Source organism: Peribacillus sp. TE19612 (assembly GCF_056279465.1).
Window position 1 is genome coordinate 97,505 of sequence record NZ_JBWCCL010000003.1, and the last position, 21,914, is coordinate 119,418.

Sequence of the window (21,914 nt, forward strand, 5' to 3'; positions counted from 1 at the left end):
TCTCCTTTTATTCTATAAAAAAAGAGATGAGAGAGACAGATGACTAATGAAAATCAACGTTTCATCCCATTTATAAGTAAACTGATCATAGCGATCGTCGCCTTTATAGGCATGTTCATTATTTCAATGGCCTTTGGTGCGGCTGATGTTACCGTTAAAGACGTTTGGCAAGCACTGACATCAAATGCTGTCGGTGAAAAGATTTCAATCATTCGGGAAATCCGCTTCCCTCGTGAAGTGGGGGCAATCTTTGTGGGTGCAGCGCTTGCCGTTTCTGGGGCCATCATGCAGGGAATGACCAGGAATCCACTTGCCGATCCCGGGTTGCTTGGATTGACGGCAGGAGCCAATGCAGGTCTAGCCATCACTTTGGCCTTCATTCCAAATGCTAATAATTTAGGGATCATGATTGCGTGTTTTATAGGTTCCGCTGTCGGGGCAACCATGGTTTTCGGAATCGGTGCGATGAAAAAGGGAGGATTTTCACCTTTGCGGATCGTATTGGCTGGTGCTGCAGTCTCTGCATTCCTATTTGCCGTTTCGCAAGGGGTCGGCATATATTTCAAGGTATCAAAAGATGTATCGATGTGGACAGCTGGCGGGAATATCGGAACTTCATGGGAGCAGCTTCGTGTAATCGTTCCGTTCATTCTAATAGGCATCCTGATCTCCCTTATCTTTTCCAGACAGCTCACCATACTTAGCTTAAGTGAAGAAGTGGCCGTAGGCTTAGGGCAAAAGACAACACAAATAAAGGCTGTTCTCTTCGTGGTCATCATTCTCCTGGCAGGGGCTGCCGTTGCGCTTGTCGGAAATATGGTGTTCATCGGGTTAATGGTTCCACATATCGTTCGGGCTATCGTGGGTACGGATTATCGATTCATTCTCCCTATGTCTGCAATTTTGGGAGCCACTTTCATGCTGCTTGCCGATACGATCGGCCGTACGATCAATTCTCCATATGAAACACCTGTGGTAGCGGTTGTTGCGATGATAGGTTTACCTTTCTTCCTCCTAATCGTGCGTAAAGGAGGTAAAGCATTTTCATGATCCAGTCAGCTTTAGTCAAAAAACAGCGTTGGATAATAGGTGCATTGAGTGCACTCATCATCATTACGATCATTATAGGGACGTGTTCGGGATATTCCAATCTTTCTATAGGACGACTGTTTCCAACGCTCTTCGGGCAAGGGACGTTTAAAGAGGAATTCATATTATTTTCCGTCCGCTTACCGCGAATCATCATCACCCTTTTAGCAGGCATGGCCCTTGCACTGTCGGGAGCCATTCTACAAGGGATCACACGAAATGATTTAGCCGATCCCGGAATCATCGGGATCAACTCGGGAGCAGGTGTTGCCATTGCCGCTTTCTTTCTGTTTTTCCCGCTTGACGCTGGTTCGTTTGTTTATATGGTTCCGCTTGTCGGTTTTATCGGAGCGTTACTGACGGCCTGTTTAATATATATCCTCTCATACAAGAGGAAGAGTGGACTTGAACCCGTCCGGTTAGTGTTGATCGGCGTAGGTTTTTCAATGGCGCTTTCTGGCCTGATGATTGTCCTCATTTCGTCAGCGGAACGAGCGAAGGTCGATTTCATCGCAAAATGGTTGGCAGGAAATATATGGGGCACGGATTGGCCTTTCATTTGGGCAATCATTCCATGGTTAATCATCCTCATTCCATTCACTTTATATAAAGCAAATCGTTTGAATCTGCTTGGTTTAAGTGAACCGGTCGCAATTGGGGTCGGTGTATCGATTGAAAAGGAGCGGATCGTACTGCTGATCACGGCTGTAGCACTGGCAGCGGCTGCCGTTTCTGTTACAGGCGGAATTGCATTCATTGGACTTATGTCCCCGCATATAGCAAAATCCTTGGTAGGACCTCGAAATCAACTATTCATTCCGGTTGCCATTTTAATCGGTGGATGGCTATTGCTGCTTGCCGATACGATAGGCCGTAATATAATTGAACCCGAGGGGATCCCTGCAGGTATCATGGTTGCATTGATCGGTGCTCCTTATTTCATGTATTTATTGTTGAAAAAATAAGAACTGGCTAAAAAATCCCCTGAAATCTTCAGGGGATTTTATGTTTTTTGAGTGCTTCAGCAGTTTTTTGTATTAATAGGGATTATCTATATCTTATGATTTCATCAGGATTCAATCGTTTCGCTTCGAAATAAAATACTTGAATAAACTTTTTTGTATTTACCCGGGTAGGTGTAAGAACTACCGTTGAATCATTTTGCAGTTCTTTCATCTTTTGGCGAACGACTGTAAAATCGAAAAATTTGGAAGCGTAATTTTCAAACTTAGGATTTGAAAAATCCGTTAAACCGAGCGACGCGAAATGATTTAACGAATGGTTAATCGTTCTGCGAATTCGCTGTTCGGCAGCTTTTATTTCCCGATTGATATCTACCTGCAAAGCTGCTGTGCCGAGCTTTTTTTTGGTGATTTCTACAAAGATATCTTTAAGGGTGGGGAATTGCTTTCCAAAAGTAAAAGTCCGTTCATACATAAATAAATACTGAAGCATTTCCATTAAATCTTTTGCGCCATTTTCTCCAACGACTCCTAATTCCGATAAAAGGAATTCACCCACCTCCCTTATACTTTTTTCATTAAAACTATTGGAATTATCAACTTTTGGCTGTTCAAAGTTCAATACACCATTTAAAGAGGCTTGGATATTTGTGATTGATCTTTCTAAATGAATACGTTCCATAACTTTTCGGATAACTGTTAATATCTCAATCCGATTGATTGGTTTAGTAATATAATAATCGATTCCAAGTGAGTATGCCTCACCAATCAGCTCCTTTGATTCAACCTGCGAAATCATTATTATTTTCCCGTTAAATGTATTTTTTATATGACGAAGTGTCTCAATCCCATCCCGGATGGGCATTAATAAATCAATAAATAAAATATCAATTTGTTTTAAATTCAAAATATGCCCTTCTAATAGACTTCCATCCTCGGCTTCCTCCACCACTTCTCCTAAATCATCGTTCTCTATAATTTGGCTTAAGTTTGAACGTATGGCACAATCATCATCTGTTATAAAAAAACGCATGGAATCATCCTTTCTGGACCAACTTATGAATGGGTAATTTTATGGAAAAAATGGCGCCGTCAAAACTATTCTCAAATAGGATATCGCCTCCCAGTTCTTTTACGACCTCTTTAACATATGAGAGACCAATCCCTGTTGAGGGTGTCCCGAAATCATCATATTTTGAAGTGAATCCAGGTTTGAATATCACAGTCTGATATTTTTGAGGAATTCCTGGTCCAGTATCAGCAACTTTAAATTCTACATGGTCATGGACTTCACCCAAACTTAAACGGACGATTCCTTTTTCTTTAATTGCTTCCACTGCATTGGCGACTAAATTATTGAAAAGAGATAACACGGTATACACATGATAATGTGAATCGTTTTTTCCCTCCAATGAGTATTCAAATTGAATATCCTTTCCTAATGATAAGGCATATTTTTCATTAATTTTGATAATTAAATGAAAAAGTTCAGCAGCATTCATATAATCTTTAAAACTCTCATTGGAGATCAATTTGGAGAGACCAGCAAAAATCCGTTGATTATCTTTCTTGACTTCATGCATTTCACCCGCGATGCGTAATGCTTTTTGACTATATGGCTCTGTAAGATCATGAAGTTGCTTTTCCCGTTTTTCCAGTGCTTTTAATTCGCGATACAAATCATATGATTTCTTTGTAATATTCTCAGCATTTTTTAATGTTTTTTTTAAATGAATCGTTTCCTCGTATAAATTGGAAATGAGCATCAGCATATGTTCATTTTGTTTTCTGATTTGTCGTTCCCTTGATTGAGCTTCATAAAGTTTCATCATATTAAAAAAGCTCAAAACGATAAAACTGTGGCCGAAAGCGATCACGATCATCTCATTTAGTGAACCAAACGTAATCGTTGTTTCCAACACAATATATTGAAAGATTAATTCTACGGAGTCGGACAATATTTCGATAATGAGACCAATAAATCCAATAATTAAAGATCGGTTTTGAAAGCGGTTGATTTTCGCAAAATAGAATAGAACGGAATAGGTGAAATAAAAGAAAAAACTAGGATAATGAGCGTGAAAAGCGGAAATCCAGGAGAAATTATCCTGAATGAAAAAGTCGATTAGAATGCGAAATATCACAACCATTGTTCCTGTCAAGATGCCCGAAAATATGGCAGGTGTTTTTTGTAATAATAGTAAAAAGAAGAAAAATGCAGGCACACCAAAACTTACCCGAAACGTTTCATTGAAAGGATAAAAACTCAATTCGCCTGCTAATGGCACAGTTAACAACATCAAAGCGAGGATGTTGACCTCTTTTTTCATTAACGTACTGAGATACAAGTCGTCACCTCCCAAGTTGTTTAAAAAATCAGTATACAGTTTCATCGGCTTCAATACAACGCTTACTTTGTTCCTGAATAGAACGGCTTATAATCTATTATGGCAAAACCAATCTGTTTTTCTATCCACAAAAAATGGTAACGGGATACGTTTTTTTAGTGGATTTTTATTTTTTAGATTTTGTAGGTTTTCGTATGATTATGTAGTTCCCAATTTAAAATTAACGGTAGATATAAATTTTTGAAAGCGCTTAATAATTTTTAGAATATTCATTATTTTTTCATCGAATCTATTACATGTAAGCTTGATGGCATTCGGTAAAACGTTCATTTAGAAAATATAATGATACAACAACTGAAGAGGTGGAAGAATGTGATTGAAGAATTGTCAAAAGAGTATGACATTCACGTTAATAGTCAAAGAAAATCCGACTTAGATGAATGGGTAGCACATTACAGATCCTTTGCTATTGAAGGACAAACCGCTAATTATATACCGGCATTGAGAAATGCACATTTATCGCAATTGGGCATTACCATACTGGAGCCGGGTGGAACAATGATCAAGTCAGGGGATTGGGAAGTTCCTTTCACGCTGCAAAGTATTTCAAAAGTGCTTAGCTTTATTGCGGCATGTTTGGGTCGCGGCATTTCTTATGTGTTAGAGAGGGTCGATGTGGAACCGACAGGAGATGCTTTCAATTCAATTATTCGTTTAGAAATGCATAAGCCGGGAAAGCCGTTTAATCCTATGATAAATGCTGGGGCGATTACCGTAGCTTCGCTTCTCCCAGGGGATTCTTCACAAAAGAAATTGGAATTTCTCTATGGGCTATTTGAAAATTTGTTAGGGAAGCGCCCGACAATCAATGAGGAAGTGTATCAATCTGAGTGGCAAACCTCTCATAGAAATAGAGCTTTGGCTCACTATTTGAAAGAGACTAATTATTTGGAATCGGAAGTAGAGGAAGCTTTAGAGGTTTACCTTATGCAATGTTCCATAGAAGTGACCACAGAAGACATAGCCCTGCTTGGACTGATTCTTTCTCAAGATGGTTACCATCCAGTTCGTAAAGAACAAGTAATCCCTAAAAAAGTGGCTAAGCTGGCCAAAGCATTAATGCTTACTTGCGGTATGTACAATGCTTCGGGGAAATTTGCGGCTTTTATTGGGGTGCCAGCCAAAAGTGGAGTATCTGGCGGGATCATGGCGCTTGTTCCTCCAAGTGCCAGAAGCGGAATGCCTTTTCAAGATGGATGTGGCATTGGTATTTATGGACCAGCCATCGATGAATATGGGAATAGCGTAGCAGGTAGTTTGTTATTGAAACAAATGGCACAAGAATGGGATTTAAGCATTTTCTGAAATACAGAAAAATTTAGTTCCGGTGTAATTAATAGAAGCAATAAGGGGACATCCTTAAGATTTCCTCATTAAATTTACAAATTTTTATAAGAGGTGATGTAAATGCAGCAATTACTTTAAGATGTAATTGGACGCACTAGCACAAATCATTAATCCAGTTACTTTTAAACGTAAGGAATAATTTTTGGAAAGCATGGTGAAAAATATATGAATAATATGCAGCGAAAGATGGGAACATTTTCGTTAATGATGGTAGGACTCGGGTCAATTATTGGCTCAGGTTGGTTATTCGGAGCTTGGAGAGCCGCACAGATTGCAGGACCCGCTGCCATTATCTCTTGGATTATCGGGATGGTTGTTATTTTATTTATCGCACTATCTTACAGTGAATTAGGGTCTATGTTTCCTGAAGCAGGGGGAATGGTAAAATACACGCAGTACTCTCATGGATCGTTTTTAGGGTTTATTGCAGGCTGGGCAAACTGGATTGCAATCGTTTCCGTAATTCCAGTTGAAGCGATTGCTTCTGTTCAATATATGAGCTCATGGCCATGGGAATGGGCACAGTGGACACACGGTTTAGTAGAAAATGGGAGTCTTACTGGGGGAGGCTTGGCAATTGCCTCTGTATTGCTGATCGTCTACTTTTTATTAAATTACTGGACAGTCAGTTTGTTTTCGAAAGCTAATTCATTTATTACAGTCTTTAAGGTTATTATTCCTGGACTTACGATTGGCTCACTTTTATTTGCCGGGTTTCACGGATCCAATTTTACCTCTGCAGGAAGTATCGCTCCTAATGGTTGGGCAAGTGTACTTACTGCTGTAGCAACTTCGGGTATCATCTTTGCATTTAATGGTTTTCAAAGTCCAATTAATATGGCTGGTGAGGCAAAGAATCCGGGACGTTCGATCCCAATTGCAGTAATTGGATCCATTTTAATTGCAACGGTCATCTACGTTTTATTACAGGTTGCGTTTATTGGAGCCGTTGACCCGTCCATGATTGTGAATGGATGGCAACATTTGAATTTCAATTCACCGTTTGCTGACTTAGCAATTGTTTTAGGCATAAACTGGTTGGTTATTTTACTATACGTAGATGCTTTTATTTCTCCTTCGGGGACAGGAATAACATACACGGCGACAACGTCACGAATGCTTTATGGAATGGAAAAGAATAAATATTTGCCAAGCGTGTTTGGAAAACTGCATCCTCTTTATGGTATCCCGCGTCAAGCCATGTTTTTTAATCTAGGCGTATCTTTCTTATTTTTATTCATGTTTAGAGGCTGGGGCGTATTGGCAGAGGTTATTTCAGTTGCGACTTTAGTCTCCTATATTACAGGTCCAGTTACTGTCATGACATTAAGACGCACAGGTCAGAACTTGTACAGACCATTACGTTTAAAAGGATTAAGCATCATTGCACCACTGGGCTTTGTTTTTGCTTCTTTGGTTCTATATTGGGCAAGATGGCCGCTGACAGGTCAAGTATTATTTATCATTATGGCTGGTCTTCCCGTTTATTTCTATTATCAATCAAAAATAAAATGGAAGGGATTCCGTCAAAACTTTTCTGCAGGGCTTTGGATGGTTGTTTACTTACTCTGTATGATGACCATTTCATACTTAGGCAGTGAAAAGTTTGGTGGACTAAACATAATCCCATTTGGTTTGGATATGGTCATCATTACATGTTTATCTCTAATGTTTTATAGTTGGGCAATAAAGAGTGGTTTCCAAACGGAATATTTGGAACAAGGACAAAAAGTAAATGAAGACTTGAGATCGATGGAGAACAACGTTGCAGCTCAAACTAATAAAAAGGACGCTGTATAAATGATGAAGCCAATTCGATTGGCATGCTCTGCTCAATAAGCCATTCGTGAATGACTTCGAAAGTGCTTCTATATTTATATATAGATGAGGATTCAAAAAAGGGACGGCAAATTTAATTTGCTGTCCCTTTTTTTGTAGTTTTAGAAAAGGCTGTTATTTTTTATTTCACACCTGGTTTATCGTCATACCCGGCAGTGAAGATAGCGGCTAAAAATGTTACAGCAACTCCAACGATAATAACTGTGCCCATGTTGTGACCTCCCTTTACCCATATTGTCCCACTTAAGTATAGGCTTAGTATACCCTAATTTTTAGCAGGAGTGCACACAAATTTTCTTGTCAGCATATTTGTCATCAATTCTCAATGATTAAGCCCTTTTCGATACATGGAGAGTCAAGGGGGATTCGAAACAATGCCCGTCCACTTTTTAAAGTCTGACATGTTTGTCAGACTTGGAGCATAGATTTAAGTATTCTCTGAAAGTGACAGGGGGAGGTTCCTTAATGGATATTTTAAAGAAAATCGAAAAATTTAGAGAAGATGAACAGAAGCTGAAGTGGGAAGGCACCTTCGCAGAGTACTTAGAAATATTGAAAGAAACGCCTTTAGTTGCTCAATCTGCTCATTCACGTGTATACAACATGATCAGAGATGCAGGGATAGAAGAAGTAAATGGGACAAAGAAATACAATTTTTTCAGCGGTCAGTTATTTGGCCTTGAAGATTCACTGGAAAGGCTCATCGAGGAATATTTCCATCCGGCAGCAAAGCGGCTGGATGTCCGTAAGCGGATATTGCTTCTCATGGGTCCGGTGTCAGGTGGGAAGTCCACACTCGTTTCTTTACTGAAGCGTGGACTTGAAAATTATTCGTTGAAAGACTCTGGTGCGATTTATGCAATAAAAGGATGCCCAATGCATGAAGATCCACTGCATCTCATTCCGCAGTATTTAAGGGATGATTTCTTTGAAGAATATGGCATCAGGATTGAAGGAAACCTTTCGCCGCTGAATGTAATGAGGTTAGAACAGGAGTATGGAAGCAGGATTGAAGATGTGATGGTCGAACGTATTTTCCTTTCGGAGGATAAGCGTGTTGGAATTGGAACATTCAGTCCTTCTGATCCTAAGTCACAGGATATTGCTGATTTGACGGGCAGCATCGATTTTTCGACCATTGCCGAATACGGTTCTGAATCAGATCCGCGTGCCTATCGCTTTGATGGCGAGCTGAACAAGGCGAACCGCGGGATGATGGAGTTCCAGGAAATGCTGAAATGTGATGAGAAATTCTTATGGCATTTGCTATCATTGACACAAGAGGGGAATTTTAAAGCTGGCCGTTTTGCATTGATCAGTGCAGATGAACTCATTGTGGCTCATACGAATGAAACGGAGTATAAAGCGTTCATTTCCAACAAGAAAAATGAAGCATTGCATTCCCGTATCATAGTCATGCCTATTCCATATAACTTGAAGGTTACCGAGGAAGAGAAGATTTATGAAAAAATGATTCGTGAAAGTGATGTCTCGGATGTTCATATTGCCCCGCATACATTAAGGGTGGCGGCAATCTTCAGCATCATGACCCGCCTGAAAGATCCCAAAAAGGGCGATATCGATTTAGTGAAAAAGATGAGGCTTTATGATGGGGAAAATGTTGAAGGATTTAATTCCGCAGACATCAATGAATTGAAAAAAGAATATCAGGACGAAGGCATGAGCGGAATCGACCCGCGTTACGTAATTAACCGGATTTCCTCTACGATCATTCGTAAGGAAAATCCGTCCATTAATGCATTGGATGTACTTATGTCATTAAAAGCAGGTCTTGACCAGCATCCGTCCATTACGAACGAACTTAGGGAGCGGTATTTGAATTTCATTTCACTGGCACGTAAAGAATACGATGCCATTGCAAAAAATGAAGTGCAAAAAGCTTTTGTATATTCATATGAAGAGTCGGCGAAGATCCTCATGGATAATTATCTGGATAATGTCGAAGCATACTGCAATAAATCAAGGCTGCGCGATCCATTGACTGGCGAAGAAATCAACCCAGATGAAAAATTGATGCGCTCGATAGAAGAGCAAATTGGAATTTCCGAGAATGCAAAAAAAGCATTCCGCGAAGAAATATTGATTCGAATTTCAGCATATGCCCGTAAAGGGAAGCGATTTGATTATAATTCCCATGATCGTTTACGGGAAGCGATCCAGAAAAAACTATTCGCTGATTTGAAGGATGTCGTTAAGATCACTACTTCAACGAAGACACCAGACGAAAGGCAACTGAAGAAAGTGAACGAGGTCATCACGAGACTTATAGACGAGCACGGATATAATTCGACTTCAGCCAATGATTTGCTGCGCTATGTGGGCAGCTTGTTAAATCGATAATCCATACTTTTTTGTCCCTGCCCCCGATCGGGCAGGGGTTTATAACCTTTTACGGAAGGTTGGATGAATGAAAGTGGATTAGAGGAAATCCAGAATTTTCATTGAAATCATGCATCTTTTGAAGGCGTTAAACGGTGTTTATAGAAGGCATGAGATATTATAACTCAACAAAGCACCGGGCCTTTCTTAATGGAGGAAGCCCGGTGCTATTGATTTCTATTTAGTTACATTCAAGCCATACTGTTCAATAAGTGTAATAAGTTGATTCGGTGATAGTTTTTCTTCGCTATGGTCGATTTTAATTTCCCCATCATCAACATCGATGATCGCACGTTCCACACCTTCCGTTTTCAAAAGTATGGACTCCAGATTTAAAATAGGGCCTTCTGACGTTGCTTCCTTTACATAAAGGGTAGTTGTTTGCATAAATCTTGCACCTCCTTACATTTGCTCATAATGTTTTATCTATACCCCATATTTCCAATAGATATGTTACGTTTCGGATTTGGTAATATTGGGTATCAATAAGTAGAGGTGATGGCAAATGAGCAAAGAGGAACTGAAAAAAGAACATGTACCGGAAAATAGCTCCATGGCTAAGGATTATGAAGAGATGAAAGAACTTGGAAAGCAGATGGAAAATCAAAGGACGAATGAAGAATTGAAAGAGTGGGATAAACGCCCAGGTACAGTTCAACATGAAATAGAGGAAAAGAAAGATTGACGAATATGACAACCAGAATCATTCTATCTGTGTAAAAGGGGTGTCCAGAAAAAACTGCGGGCACCTTTTTTGTTGTGTTTCATTGTTTTTATAGATGTCCTTGGAAGCCTTTTGCAGCTCCATTACTTCTGGCTTAAAGTGATCCTACACTACAATCCAATGAATAACAAAACGAACAGACCTGACAATCATCAGGTCTGTTCGTTTTTGTTATATTCCTTTTTTAGAAATAACCTTAAAGGACCTTTAACGCCCCTGTCAGGACTTGTCTAGTTCATGGGCAAACATCCATTATTGAATTTTGTTGTAAATTATCCTGCGTCGCTGCATAAGATAGAGTAATACTTTTCTTTTCATCCGCTTTTTCGCACTGTATTTTTCAATGGAAAACCGGAATGATGTGGGCATCCCCACACTAACTTATTATATGAAGGAATGATGAAAAGCGTGCAAACAATTTTAAGGGGGGAAGAGAATGTCGGAAGAGAGTAATCAACAGTATGTAATCTCACAGGAAAATTGGACCCTCCATCGGAAAGGCTATGATGATCAACAACGTCATCAGGAAAAGGTGCAGGAAGCGATCAAGAATAATTTGCCTGATTTAATTTCAGAAGAAAGCATCGTAATGTCCAATGGCCGGGATGTCATCAAGATCCCCATTCGCTCCTTGGATGAATACAAAATTCGTTATAACTATGATAAGAACAAACATGTAGGGCAAGGCGATGGAGACAGTAAAGTGGGGGATGTAGTCGCAAGGGATGGCTCACCGTCCGATGCTGGAGCCGGTAAGGGCCAAGGTGCAGGTGACAAAGCCGGCGAGGATTATTATGAAGCCGAAGTGTCGATGATGGAATTGGAGGAAGCCTTGTTCAGTCAATTGGAACTCCCTAATCTTCAGAAGAAAGAACATGCGGAGCACACTCTTGAACATATTGAATTCAACGACATCCGCAAGACAGGCCTAATGGGAAATATCGATAAAAAGAAAACGATGATATCCGCATTCAAACGGAACGCCTTAAGGGGGGACCCAGGTTTTCATCCTATTTATAAGGAAGACTTTAAATTCAAAACCTGGAATGAGGTTCAAAAACCTGATTCCAAAGCAGTTGTACTGGCAATGATGGATACTTCCGGAAGTATGGGGTTATGGGAAAAATATATGGCTCGAAGCTTTTTCTTTTGGATGAACCGTTTCTTGCGGACAAAATATGAAACCGTGGAAATCGAGTTCATTGCCCATCATACAGAAGCGAAAGTAGTTCCGGAAGAGGATTTCTTTTCAAAAGGGGAAAGCGGCGGTACGATTTGTTCGTCCGTATACCGAAAAGCATTAGAACTTATTGATCATAAATATGACCCCGCGAAGTTTAATATCTATCCGTTTCACTTTTCCGATGGTGATAACCTAACATCCGATAACGTCCGATGCGTTAAGCTAGTTGAAGAACTCATGAAGGTTTCCAATATGTTCGGTTATGGGGAAGTCAATCAATACAATCGCCATTCGACATTGATGACAGCTTATAAGAACATCGATAATGAAAAATTCAGGTACTATATCCTTAAGCAAAAGGCTGATGTTTTCCATGCAATGAAGAGCTTTTTTAAAGATGAGGAAAGTAAGAAGTATGCATAAAAAAGGAAAAGTGGAAAGTTCAAAATAATTGTAGGTTAAAAAAGGCGTGCGATTCACATTGTACGTCTTTTTTCAAATCTTCTTTTTTGCAATGTCAGGGTAACGGATAATATGCATAAAGTCGAATTACATATGATGGGCCGTTGCTCAACAGAAGCAACGGCCTTTTCATATCCACTATATTTATATCATTCGATTGAAATTTTATAATGTATAAATTCACAATTTATAAGTTGAACAAATCAAAAGAAAGATAAAAAAACAACCATACCCTTATAAGGAAGTATGGTTGTTTTACAAAATTTCATGAAGGGCATTATGTTACATATTCATTATTTCCTGCACGCATTCCAACAATGAAAATAAGTGCCGATATAGCGGCCAACATCAGTAAGGGAAGAGTCCAGCTGTGTGTAATGTCATGAAGCAATCCGAATAATACCGGTCCAATGGCAGCTAAGAGGTACCCGAATGATTGTGCCATTCCTGATAATTCCGTCGCTTCATGGGTGCTTTGTGTTCGAAGACTAAAGAACATCATCGATAAACTGAATATGGTTCCGACTCCAATCCCAATCAATATCATGCATACTGGGATGAACAGAGTGCTTCCGGATAATATGCCGAATATCCCTGATATAAGGAAGATGACAGGCGGGACCACTAACAGACGCTGACTTTGTAAGCGTCCAGCTAAAATTGGCACAAGGAATGTTATGGGAATGACTGCAAGCTGCATGATGGATAGCATCCAGCCAGCTTCATCAGCATTCATGCCTTTTTGCTCCAGGATTTCAGGCATCCAGGTAATTACTGTATAGAAAATAAACGATTGCAAACCCATGAAGAATGTAATCTGCCAGGCTAAACCAGAACGCCATAAGTTAATCTTTTTATCCTTTTGCGCCGTTTGTACATCCTTACCTGAGTTGAATGGCCGTCTTAATTGCGGCATCCATAAGAAAACTGTAATAAGTGATAAAATCCCCCAACATCCAAGGGCACCAGCCCATCCCAATCCGGATGAAGAAGCAAGGGGAATGCTGATCCCAGAACCTATTGCGCCGCATAAATTCATGGAAACAGCATAGGTTCCTGTCATCAAACCGATGTTCCTGGCAAAGTTATGTTTAATCAGACTGGGTAACAAAACATTGCCTATTGCAATGGCTAACCCGATTAAAATGGTCCCTATGAACAATGTCGGCACTCCGCCAACTGAGCGTATCCCAATTCCGATCGTTAATAATACCAAGGAAAGGAAAAGTGTAAGCTCCATTCCAAAACGCCGTGCTATCCTAGGTGCAAACGGTGATAATAAAGCGAAGGAAAGCAAAGGCAATGTCGTTAATGATCCTGATAATGTATTGGAAATCCCCAAGTTATCACGGATCGAAGTGACAAGGGGTCCAACCGATGTTAAGGGAGCCCTCAGATTTGCCCCAAGAAGAATGATTCCGATGATGAGCAGTCCTACTCTGGGTTTAATATCCATTTTTCTTTGTTCTAGTTGATTTGCCGCTTGATGAATGCCCATAATCTCCTCCTTACTACTCTAAAGATTTTTTGAATTGTGCAATGTATTCATTCACTGTTTCGATTGCCCGGTTCACATCTTGTTCGATGATGGCATCTATAAGTTTGCAATGAATGTTCAAATGAAAGTTCACATCAGAACTCATCTCCACTATCTGATGGATGGATTCATGCAGGGAGTGTTCCATATGTTCGTACAAATCAATCAATAAATCATTATGTGATGAAACCATAATAGATTTATGTAACTGTATATCCGCTTCTTCGTAGGCCTTGATATCCTTTGCTTCGGCAGCTCTACTGCATGCTGATATATGAAACCGCAATTGTTCTATATCTTCTTGATTACGTCTTAATGCCGCTAACTGAGCTCCTTCTCTTTCAAGGGCATGACGGACCTCTAACGTTTCTAATATACTTGACTGCTGGATCCTTCTTTCAATTGCAGCCCCCAAGGCACTTGATGACCTTACGAATGTCCCCTTTCCTTGTTTCGTTACTAAAAGCCCTGCATAAACAAGTGATCGTACAGCTTCCCTTAATGTATTTCTGCTTACATCGAACTGTTGGATCAAATCCATTTCAGGGGGAATTTGATTTCCTATTTTCCATTCACCTGATTCGATTAACGATTCGATTTGGGAAACCACTTGCTCTACAAGTGATAAGCGATTTGTTTTAGATATGGTCAAGATACACACCTCGAATTTGTAGGATGATTGGTTCATTGGTTATCTTAACATATGTATGTTGAAAATGGGTATAAGGAGTATTTTAAATCCAAATTTGTTTCCCTTTTATTCTTCAGAAAAAATTGCAGTTGATTTCTGAAATCCGCTCCCTTTCCGCCGACTGTCTGCCAAGCGTCATCAAAGCAAGCGCCTGCGGGGTCTCGGCTAGCGAGTTATTCGGCAGGAGTGTCGCAAATTTCTTCAATCCAAAAGCGTAATCCAAGTTTGTTTTGAAATCATGGTTAGGGGTGAAATTATATCGATGCAACCGCCAGACTATAGACAAATTTAAACTAAACGCCAGTTGGTCTATAGTTTTAAAACAACATTCCAGTTGATTGGAGCGGGTGTTCGAGACTTCTGCGGGAAAAGGTGCCGAGGGTGCTTCCGGACCGCCCACGGTCAGTGGAAATCGACGTCCAATCTGTACTGGCACTAAAAAGACTGAAGGCAAACCCGACTTTCATCGAGTTTGCCTTCAGTCTGAAATCCCCAATAAATTTCAGGGGGGATATTATTTCTATTTTTTTTGTTTGACAATAAATGAGAGAAGGATGAATATCACTAACGTGACAAGACATACTGTAGTCCCGATGATGTTTTGCTTATTAAAGAGAAATGCCAAAAAGATAATGCTTAAAGCCGTGATGGCTAATATAGTTGTATATGGGTACCATTTTACCCGGAATCCTGGTTTGCCAGTGTATTGCTTACGTAGTTTCAATTGCGCGGAACAAATACTGATCCACAATAATAAAACCGTGAATCCAGGAATGGCCATAAGGTAACTTAAAATCAGGTCGGGATACAAATAGGATAAAAACACACCAGCCAATATGCATAATGTAGTTAAAAATATACCATTTAGCGGGATACCCTTTTTCGTTGTTTTTAAAAATGCCTTGGGCGCTTCCCCGTTCTGGGAAAGAGTGAACAGTGTCCTTGAGGTAGCGTATATACCTGAATTTGCAGCTGATAAGACAGCGGTTAAAAGAACGAAATTCATGATATCGGCTGCTCCGGGAAGACCAGATAAGCTGAAAACCTGAACGAAAGGACTTACTTCAGTGCTTACTTGGTTCCAAGGTATTACTCCGCAAATGATAAGTATCGGCAAGACATAGAAAAGAATCACCCGCCATACTGTTCCTTTTATGATTTTTGGTATGACTCGCTGACTATCTTTTGTTTCCGTGACGGCTACACCAATTAATTCTGCACCCCCATATGAAAACATTACCACTAAAAGTGCACTTAACATTCCGTCAATTCCTTGGGGGAAAAAACCACCATGTTCCGTGTAATTAGAAAATGAAGCCGAACTAGGAAAGAGTCCTAGCATGATCAAAGCTCCTAAAATGATAAAAGCAATTAAGGTTATTATTTTAATTCCTGCGAACCAAAATTCGAGTTCTCCATAGTATTTTACTTGAAACAAATTAATTCCTATTATTACTGAAGCGCAAAGTATGCTTAACAGCCATAATGGTACTGTAGGAAACCAATATTGTAGAAAACTGCCGGCTGCGACTATTTCTACAATGATTACGATAATCCAATTGAACCAATAGAGCCATCCGACAATGAAGGATAGTTGAAACCCAAAAGCTTTATTAATGAGATGCTGGACGTTCATATTAGGAAAAGCGGTTGCCATCTCCCCTAATGCGGCCATTACAATGAATAACAATAGCCCCCCTATTAAATAGGCTATTACAACACTTGGGCCTGCCATATTTAATGTATCGGAACTCCCCTTAAAAATCCCTGTTCCTATCATTCCGGCCAAAGCAATGAACTGGACATGCCTCGGCAATAGGCCCTTTTTTAGATCTTGATGAGTCTTCTCCATTATATTCATGCCTTTCTTTCATAATTTTAATAAAATAGTCTATCAGTAAAACTTAAAAGTTTCTTCTATTATTGAACGCTTTCACGTACTAAAGTACTATATTAATATATCATGAATCGGAAAAAAGTCAATTTAGGCCGGTGAACGGGAATGGATTTCCAACCGGCGAAGAAGGTTATCTAAAAATATTGGATTTTATGAAATGAATCAAAGAAAAAAACTGCTAGGTGATTTTTTAGGGATGAATTGGCAATTCTTCATTCTTTAAAATACCTATTGAAAAGAGAGAAATATAATTCTGTTTAATGTCATTATTACTGGCATTTGTTTCGTAGTAAATAAGTTGATGGAATCAGTTTCAGTCCTTAATAGTCGTAGCCGCTTAGTTTATCCTATCAGGATTGTTGCAGCCAGCATTTGCGGCTACGGGGGTCAGGGGTATGGAACATACTGCAGAATAACAAAAAACCGACCTTTCAAGGTCGGTTTTTCTTTAATATAAGGTACGAAGCGGGAAACTATCCGTTCCCATATGAAAAGGGGAGCGGCGCCTGTAGGTATTCGGTTTCTTGTTTCGGTTCAATTTCGCTTAAAAATTGCAGATAACCGGTATATACCTGCGATGCCATTCCTAAATAGTGCAATTCAGTGTGGATGATTCCCTTTCGTGGTGAATGGAGCAAATACATTTTTTCATCCCTCCTTTCTAAAAGGATAGGCCAGTTATTACAACGATATTTATTAGGAAAAAACCCCTATTACTAAAAATTGGATGCATCAGGTTCAAAGGCTTCTGCAGCTCTTTCTTCTAACACCATGCGCAGTCCATTCTTGGGTCTGAGTGTAAGGGAGGGAAGGGGAGTTACTTCATGATGGTCAGGTGCAAGCTTTATCCTATATCGCTTTACAATGCAGGCCAGGACAAACACCGCTTCCATCACGGCAAAGTGATTGCCAATACAAACCCGCGGCCCTCCGCCAAATGGAAAGTAAGCGAACGCAGGCAGGCTTTTCATAAAGTTATTTTCAAATCGCTCAGGGATAAATGATTCCGGTTGATCAAAATGCTCTGGGTTATGCTGCATCACATAAGAACTTATTAGTATCATATCGCCTTTTTTAAAGCGATATCCTCCTATTGTGACATCCTCCGTCACATCACGGGATAAGATATACAGTGGCGGGTAAAAGCGAAGTGTTTCATGAATGATATTTTGAGTGTATTGTAATTTCATGAAATCTTCAGGCTTAGGTGTCCGTTGACCGATTATGCTATTGACTTCATTGAAAAGCTTGGCTTGAATTTCCGGGTGCTTCGAAATTGCATACAGTGCCCAGGAAAGAGCATTTGCTGTCGTTTCATGACCGGCAAGAAAAATAGTCATTAATTCATCACGGACCTGATGGCTTGTCATGCCTAACCCGTCGACGGCATCACGGGCGTCCATCAAGATCCCTAGCATGTCTTCATGTTTTACTGTGTCGTTCTTCCGTTTTTCAATAATGCCGTAAATCACTTTATCAAGCCTTTGTATCGCCTTTTTATATTCACGGTTGATTTTAGTCGGTACCCATAATGGCATACGGAAAATCTTTCTCATCCTTTTGACTGTTATTCTCAATGCAGTTTCCAGAGGTTTCCCAACGATTTCATATCCATCCTTGAATTCCATGCTGAACATGGTCTTGCTGATTATCCCGAGAGTGATGTTCATCATATCCTTCGTTATAATCCGTTCATCATCATGTTGCCAAGTTGATATATAATCCATTGTGATATCAATCATATCCTTGGCGTATTGGCTAATATGAGTCTTTTTGAAAGAGGGTTGGATAAGCCTTCTCTGTCGCATATGAAAGTCTTTTTCGCTTGTAAGCAGACCTTCACCGATAAGCGGTTTTAAAAGATTGAAGTCCTTGGATTTGGCGAAAGATTGTTGTTTTGTTACAAGTATTTGTTTGATTAGATCAGGATTTAAAACGTGATAAACATTTTGGAATGGGCCTAAACGGAATTTAGCGACTTCCCCATATTCCTTGGACAATCGGGTCAGAAACCCAATCGGATCTGTTTGAAACTCTTTTGTATGTCCGGAAACCAGCCTTCCTTTTGGAACCATTTGAGAAGTGCGGAAGACATCATCAGCGTGGCTCAATGAAGTTTTTCCCCTTTCTTTAAAATACTTACATGTAATCATTCTATGAGGATAAGCTAAATTGGTTTGGACAAGTCGTTAAAGAAAGGGCGGATAATTCTATTGAAGAACTAAAGTTACAGAGAAAAGACTCTGGATGAATATAGCCAGAGTTTTTCATGAGAGCTTTAGATTAATGAAGGGGGATTCAATTCAACTTCTTTCATCATCGCCCCCATGTTGGAAACGATCATTTTTTTCATTGATGGGCCCGCCAAATTGTGCATTGATTTCCTTAACCACTTGATCTAAAAATTCATCAGATATTATTGGATTATTAGGTTTATTGTGCATGTGTTTTTCTACAACCCTTTCTGGATATCGTGTTTTGGAACATTCATGAAGGATACGTTATCAACATAACCTCACTTATAGAAAACTATTCTTTCTCTGTTCAACTTTTTCTGCTGTAACATTTTACTTGGAGGATTATGGTAAGTGGATCGTTTTACAACCAAAGGGGTGTTAATCCGATGTGGAAATAGCCCAATCACCTCTTTTTGGTAATTGGGCATGGTCATATTAACTTCATTAAGGAAACAACTGCCTTAAATATTTTATTAGCTGATCACGAAGTTCAGGTCGTTTCATGGCGAAATCTATTGATGCTTGAAGGAAGCCGAATTTATCGCCTACGTCATAACGATTTCCCTCGATGATATACGAATATAATGGTTCTTTTTCTAACAAAAGGTCTAAAGCTTCGGTAAGCTGGATTTCCCCCTTACGATCAGGCTTTACGTTTTCAAGGATTTCAAAAATCGCAGGTGATAAAATATATCGGCCAATAATCGCCTGTGTTGATGGTGCATCCTCCACTTTTGGCTTTTCCACTAAGTTTCTTACCAGAAATAAATCCTCATATCGTTCTTGGAAGTTTACGATCCCATACTTGGAGACATCGGCTGGTGACACTTCCTTACATCCGATAATGCTCGCTCGAACCTTGTTATACCGTTCCATTAACTGCTTCAAAGCTGGAACCTGGCTATCCACGATATCGTCCCCTAACAGGACGGCAAAAGGTTCGTCTCCGATAAAAGTTTTGGCACATAAAACTGCATGACCCAGACCTAAAGGTTCCTTTTGTCTTACATAGTGGATATCGACCATGTTGGAAATGTTCTCCACGATCTTAAGCAGATCATTTTGACCTTTCATTTGCAGAAGTATTTCAAGCTCAATCGATTTATCGAAATGATCTTCGATGGCACGTTTGTTTTTACCCGTAACGATGATAATATCCGTAATCCCTGATTGTACCGCTTCTTCGATAATATATTGAATGGTCGGCTTATCGACAATCGGCAGCATTTCCTTTGGTTGAGCTTTCGTAGCAGGCAAAAATCGTGTTCCTAAACCGGCTGCTGGAATCACCGCTTTCCTTATCATAACCCAGCCCCTTTTTAAGGTTCTTTTATATGCTTATTGCATTTTATGTGGTCATTGGTTGACCTATATCAAAATAGGTTAAAATAAATCCCTTAAAAAGAATAGATTTACCTTCGAAGCCAAATATTATGGATATATGAATTTAATCAAGAGGTGGATATTTTGCCAATTGAAAATCAAGAGAGAAAACAAATCCTTTTTGCCTTACTCATCATTGTTTTATATCTTTCCCCCCTAATCATCCTTGGAGAAAATGCGCATATTCGCGTACATGATAATTTGGATTCCAACCTTGCCTGGTATAAAGTCCTTTCAGAAAGCGGTGAGTTATTCGGTGCAATTGACGCCAGAATTCCGCAGATTATGAATGGCCTGCCCCGTAATGCTTTTGGCAGTGAGTTCAGTATTATCGTTTGGCTTCATGCTCTTTTTCCGACAATGGTTGCTTATGCAATAAGCCAGGGATTAACAAGGTTTATTGCATTCTTTGGTATGTATATCTTATTGAAGAAACATTTGGTTACAGGAAGACTATCAGGTTGGATTAGGGTTGGAACATCCTTAGCCTTTGCCCTTACCCCATTTTGGCCATCGGGAATGCTCAGTACACTTGGGATGCCTTTAGCCCTTTGGGCTTTTTTGAATATCCGCAGCAAGGATCATTCTTGGAAGAATTATTTGGTCCTTACACTTTTACCGCTTTATTCAAGCATCGTGCTTGGCTTTTTCTTTTTCCTTTTTGCAATGGGTTTTCTTTGGCTAACGGATGTAATCAGGGGAAAAGGGTGGAATATAAAGTTTCTTCTTTCGATCGTTTATATGACTGTCATTTTTGGTTTGGTGGAGTATCGTTTGGTCGCTTCATTCATTTTTGATTCGGAGCCAAACAGCAGAGATGAATATTTTCACGCAAGGCTGCCGCTGGATTGGGTCGTTAAGCTTACTTTCAAAAATTTCGTTCTTGGACATACGCATGTCATGACTGTACATGCTCTTATCATCCTGCCGATTACAGTCTTTGCCCTTTATATTATTCTGACCAAAAAACTGTGGAGACAGGAGAAGGTATACGTTTTTTTATTCGGCTTGAATTTTATGCTCTCAGCGTGGTACGCATTTTGGTTTTATAAAGGCTGGCTTCCTTTAACGGAAAGGTTCCATACCCTGGATACCTTTAATTTTGCCAGATTTCACTTTTTAAGGCCGATGGTAATTTACTTAGGGTTTGCCCTCGCGATAAAAATCATTTGGGAACACAGCGACTATGCTAAGAAAACCCTTTCTATTTTCATCGCCATTCAAATTCTGATTTTAATGGGTTTCAATGAAGAGATCACTCACAATAAAAAACCCTCTTTTAAAGAGTTCTATTCAGAAAGCCTTTTTCAGGAAATAAAAGATCATATAGACCGTCCACAAGAAGAGTATCGTGTTGCCAGCATTGGGCTGCATCCCGCAATCGCTCAATATAATGGATTTTACACGCTCGATAGCTATAACAATTTTTATCCGCTTTCTTACAAACATCAATTTCGTCAAATAATTGAAAACGAATTGGCTAAGAATAAAAACATCAGAATCTACTTTGATGAATGGGGAGGACGTTGTTACCTGTTTACCGATGAGCTTAAGAAGCATTATATGTTCAAGAAAGGCTCGAAGAAAGAGCTGGAAAATTTGGACCTCAACATGGATGCGTTTAAAGGATTAGGCGGTACGTATATATTTTCTGCCATCCCAATCAACAACGCGAAGGAAAACGGATTGGTGCTGGATAGGGTTTTCACGAAAAAAGGAAGCGTATGGAAAATTCATTTATACAGAGTCATGTGA

The 21,914-nt window shown here is 39.7% G+C and carries 18 protein-coding genes; 8 read left to right on the top strand and 10 right to left on the bottom strand.

What is annotated here, in order from left to right:
- Positions 1 to 39 precede the first annotated feature (39 nt).
- On the top strand, positions 40 to 1,050 hold the full coding sequence (locus ACZ9AO_RS06420) for a FecCD family ABC transporter permease (RefSeq protein ID WP_063577251.1): 1,011 nt from the start codon (positions 40 to 42) through the stop codon (positions 1,048 to 1,050).
- Positions 1,047 to 2,054 carry a FecCD family ABC transporter permease gene (locus ACZ9AO_RS06425; protein ID WP_048689868.1) on the top strand — a complete coding sequence of 336 codons (1,008 nt, stop codon included), beginning with the start codon at positions 1,047 to 1,049 and terminating at the stop codon, positions 2,052 to 2,054. The genes ACZ9AO_RS06420 and ACZ9AO_RS06425 overlap by 4 nt, the downstream gene beginning before the upstream one ends.
- An 82-nt stretch (positions 2,055 to 2,136) precedes the next feature.
- Here ACZ9AO_RS06425 and ACZ9AO_RS06430 read toward each other — a convergent pair whose 3' ends face one another.
- Together ACZ9AO_RS06430 and ACZ9AO_RS06435 are read right to left on the bottom strand one after the other, a co-directional pair.
- Positions 2,137 to 3,084, bottom strand: coding sequence for a response regulator (locus ACZ9AO_RS06430; RefSeq protein WP_476108702.1), 948 nt, complete (start codon positions 3,082 to 3,084; stop codon positions 2,137 to 2,139).
- A 4-nt stretch (positions 3,085 to 3,088) separates the two neighbouring features.
- Positions 3,089 to 4,351 carry an ATP-binding protein gene (locus ACZ9AO_RS06435; RefSeq protein ID WP_476108832.1) on the bottom strand — a complete coding sequence of 421 codons (1,263 nt, stop codon included), beginning with the start codon at positions 4,349 to 4,351 and terminating at the stop codon, positions 3,089 to 3,091.
- A gap of 423 nt (positions 4,352 to 4,774) precedes the next feature.
- Here ACZ9AO_RS06435 and ACZ9AO_RS06440 point away from each other — a divergent pair, with 423 nt between their 5' ends.
- The 3 genes from ACZ9AO_RS06440 (at position 4,775) to ACZ9AO_RS06450 (ending at position 10,006) form a co-directional block, all read left to right on the top strand.
- The gene (locus ACZ9AO_RS06440) at positions 4,775 to 5,764 is read left to right on the top strand and encodes a glutaminase (RefSeq protein WP_226990560.1); all 990 of its coding nucleotides are present in this window, start codon (positions 4,775 to 4,777) and stop codon (positions 5,762 to 5,764) included.
- 207 nt (positions 5,765 to 5,971) lie between these two features.
- Positions 5,972 to 7,606, top strand: a complete 1,635-nt coding sequence (locus tag ACZ9AO_RS06445; RefSeq protein WP_476108703.1) for an APC family permease — start codon at positions 5,972 to 5,974, stop codon at positions 7,604 to 7,606.
- Positions 7,607 to 8,110: 504 nt separating this feature from the next.
- A complete protein-coding gene (locus ACZ9AO_RS06450) occupies positions 8,111 to 10,006 on the top strand; it encodes a PrkA family serine protein kinase (RefSeq protein WP_034315159.1) in 1,896 nt (631 codons plus the stop codon).
- Between the two features lie 216 nt (positions 10,007 to 10,222).
- Here ACZ9AO_RS06450 and ACZ9AO_RS06455 read toward each other — a convergent pair whose 3' ends face one another.
- On the bottom strand, positions 10,223 to 10,432 hold the full coding sequence (locus ACZ9AO_RS06455; protein WP_034315156.1) for a metal ABC transporter ATPase: 210 nt from the start codon (positions 10,430 to 10,432) through the stop codon (positions 10,223 to 10,225).
- A 118-nt stretch (positions 10,433 to 10,550) separates the two neighbouring features.
- Between ACZ9AO_RS06455 and ACZ9AO_RS06460 the strand changes: the two genes are divergently transcribed.
- Positions 10,551 to 10,730, top strand: a complete 180-nt coding sequence (locus tag ACZ9AO_RS06460; RefSeq protein WP_476108704.1) for a hypothetical protein — start codon at positions 10,551 to 10,553, stop codon at positions 10,728 to 10,730.
- A gap of 475 nt (positions 10,731 to 11,205) precedes the next feature.
- Positions 11,206 to 12,375, top strand: a complete 1,170-nt coding sequence (yhbH, locus tag ACZ9AO_RS06465; RefSeq protein WP_048689858.1) for a sporulation protein YhbH — start codon at positions 11,206 to 11,208, stop codon at positions 12,373 to 12,375.
- Positions 12,376 to 12,691: 316 nt separating this feature from the next.
- On the opposite strand, the gene ACZ9AO_RS06470 is transcribed toward yhbH, so the two are convergent.
- The 7 genes from ACZ9AO_RS06470 to galU all read right to left on the bottom strand — a co-directional run bounded on the left by ACZ9AO_RS06470 (position 12,692) and on the right by galU (position 20,081).
- Positions 12,692 to 13,912 carry a CynX/NimT family MFS transporter gene (locus tag ACZ9AO_RS06470; protein WP_476108705.1) on the bottom strand — a complete coding sequence of 407 codons (1,221 nt, stop codon included), beginning with the start codon at positions 13,910 to 13,912 and terminating at the stop codon, positions 12,692 to 12,694.
- 13 nt (positions 13,913 to 13,925) lie between these two features.
- Positions 13,926 to 14,603, bottom strand: a complete 678-nt coding sequence (locus ACZ9AO_RS06475) for a FadR/GntR family transcriptional regulator (RefSeq protein ID WP_251541110.1) — start codon at positions 14,601 to 14,603, stop codon at positions 13,926 to 13,928.
- A 559-nt stretch (positions 14,604 to 15,162) separates the two neighbouring features.
- Positions 15,163 to 16,494, bottom strand: coding sequence for an amino acid permease (locus ACZ9AO_RS06480; protein ID WP_251541114.1), 1,332 nt, complete (start codon positions 16,492 to 16,494; stop codon positions 15,163 to 15,165).
- Positions 16,495 to 17,012: 518 nt separating this feature from the next.
- Entirely contained in the window at positions 17,013 to 17,183 is a 171-nt protein-coding gene (locus ACZ9AO_RS06485; protein WP_153246180.1) for a hypothetical protein, read from the bottom strand.
- Positions 17,184 to 17,255: 72 nt separating this feature from the next.
- Positions 17,256 to 18,650 carry a cytochrome P450 gene (locus ACZ9AO_RS06490; protein WP_476108706.1) on the bottom strand — a complete coding sequence of 465 codons (1,395 nt, stop codon included), beginning with the start codon at positions 18,648 to 18,650 and terminating at the stop codon, positions 17,256 to 17,258.
- Positions 18,651 to 18,842: 192 nt separating this feature from the next.
- Complete coding sequence (locus ACZ9AO_RS06495; RefSeq protein WP_251541117.1) at positions 18,843 to 18,983, bottom strand: bacitracin ABC transporter ATP-binding protein; 141 nt, start codon at positions 18,981 to 18,983, stop codon at positions 18,843 to 18,845.
- A 237-nt stretch (positions 18,984 to 19,220) separates the two neighbouring features.
- Positions 19,221 to 20,081: a UTP--glucose-1-phosphate uridylyltransferase GalU gene (gene galU, locus ACZ9AO_RS06500; RefSeq protein WP_251541120.1), complete on the bottom strand. Its 861-nt coding sequence runs from the start codon at positions 20,079 to 20,081 to the stop codon at positions 19,221 to 19,223.
- A 168-nt stretch (positions 20,082 to 20,249) separates the two neighbouring features.
- Between galU and ACZ9AO_RS06505 the strand changes: the two genes are divergently transcribed.
- Positions 20,250 to 21,914: a DUF6044 family protein gene (locus ACZ9AO_RS06505; RefSeq protein ID WP_251541298.1), complete on the top strand. Its 1,665-nt coding sequence runs from the start codon at positions 20,250 to 20,252 to the stop codon at positions 21,912 to 21,914.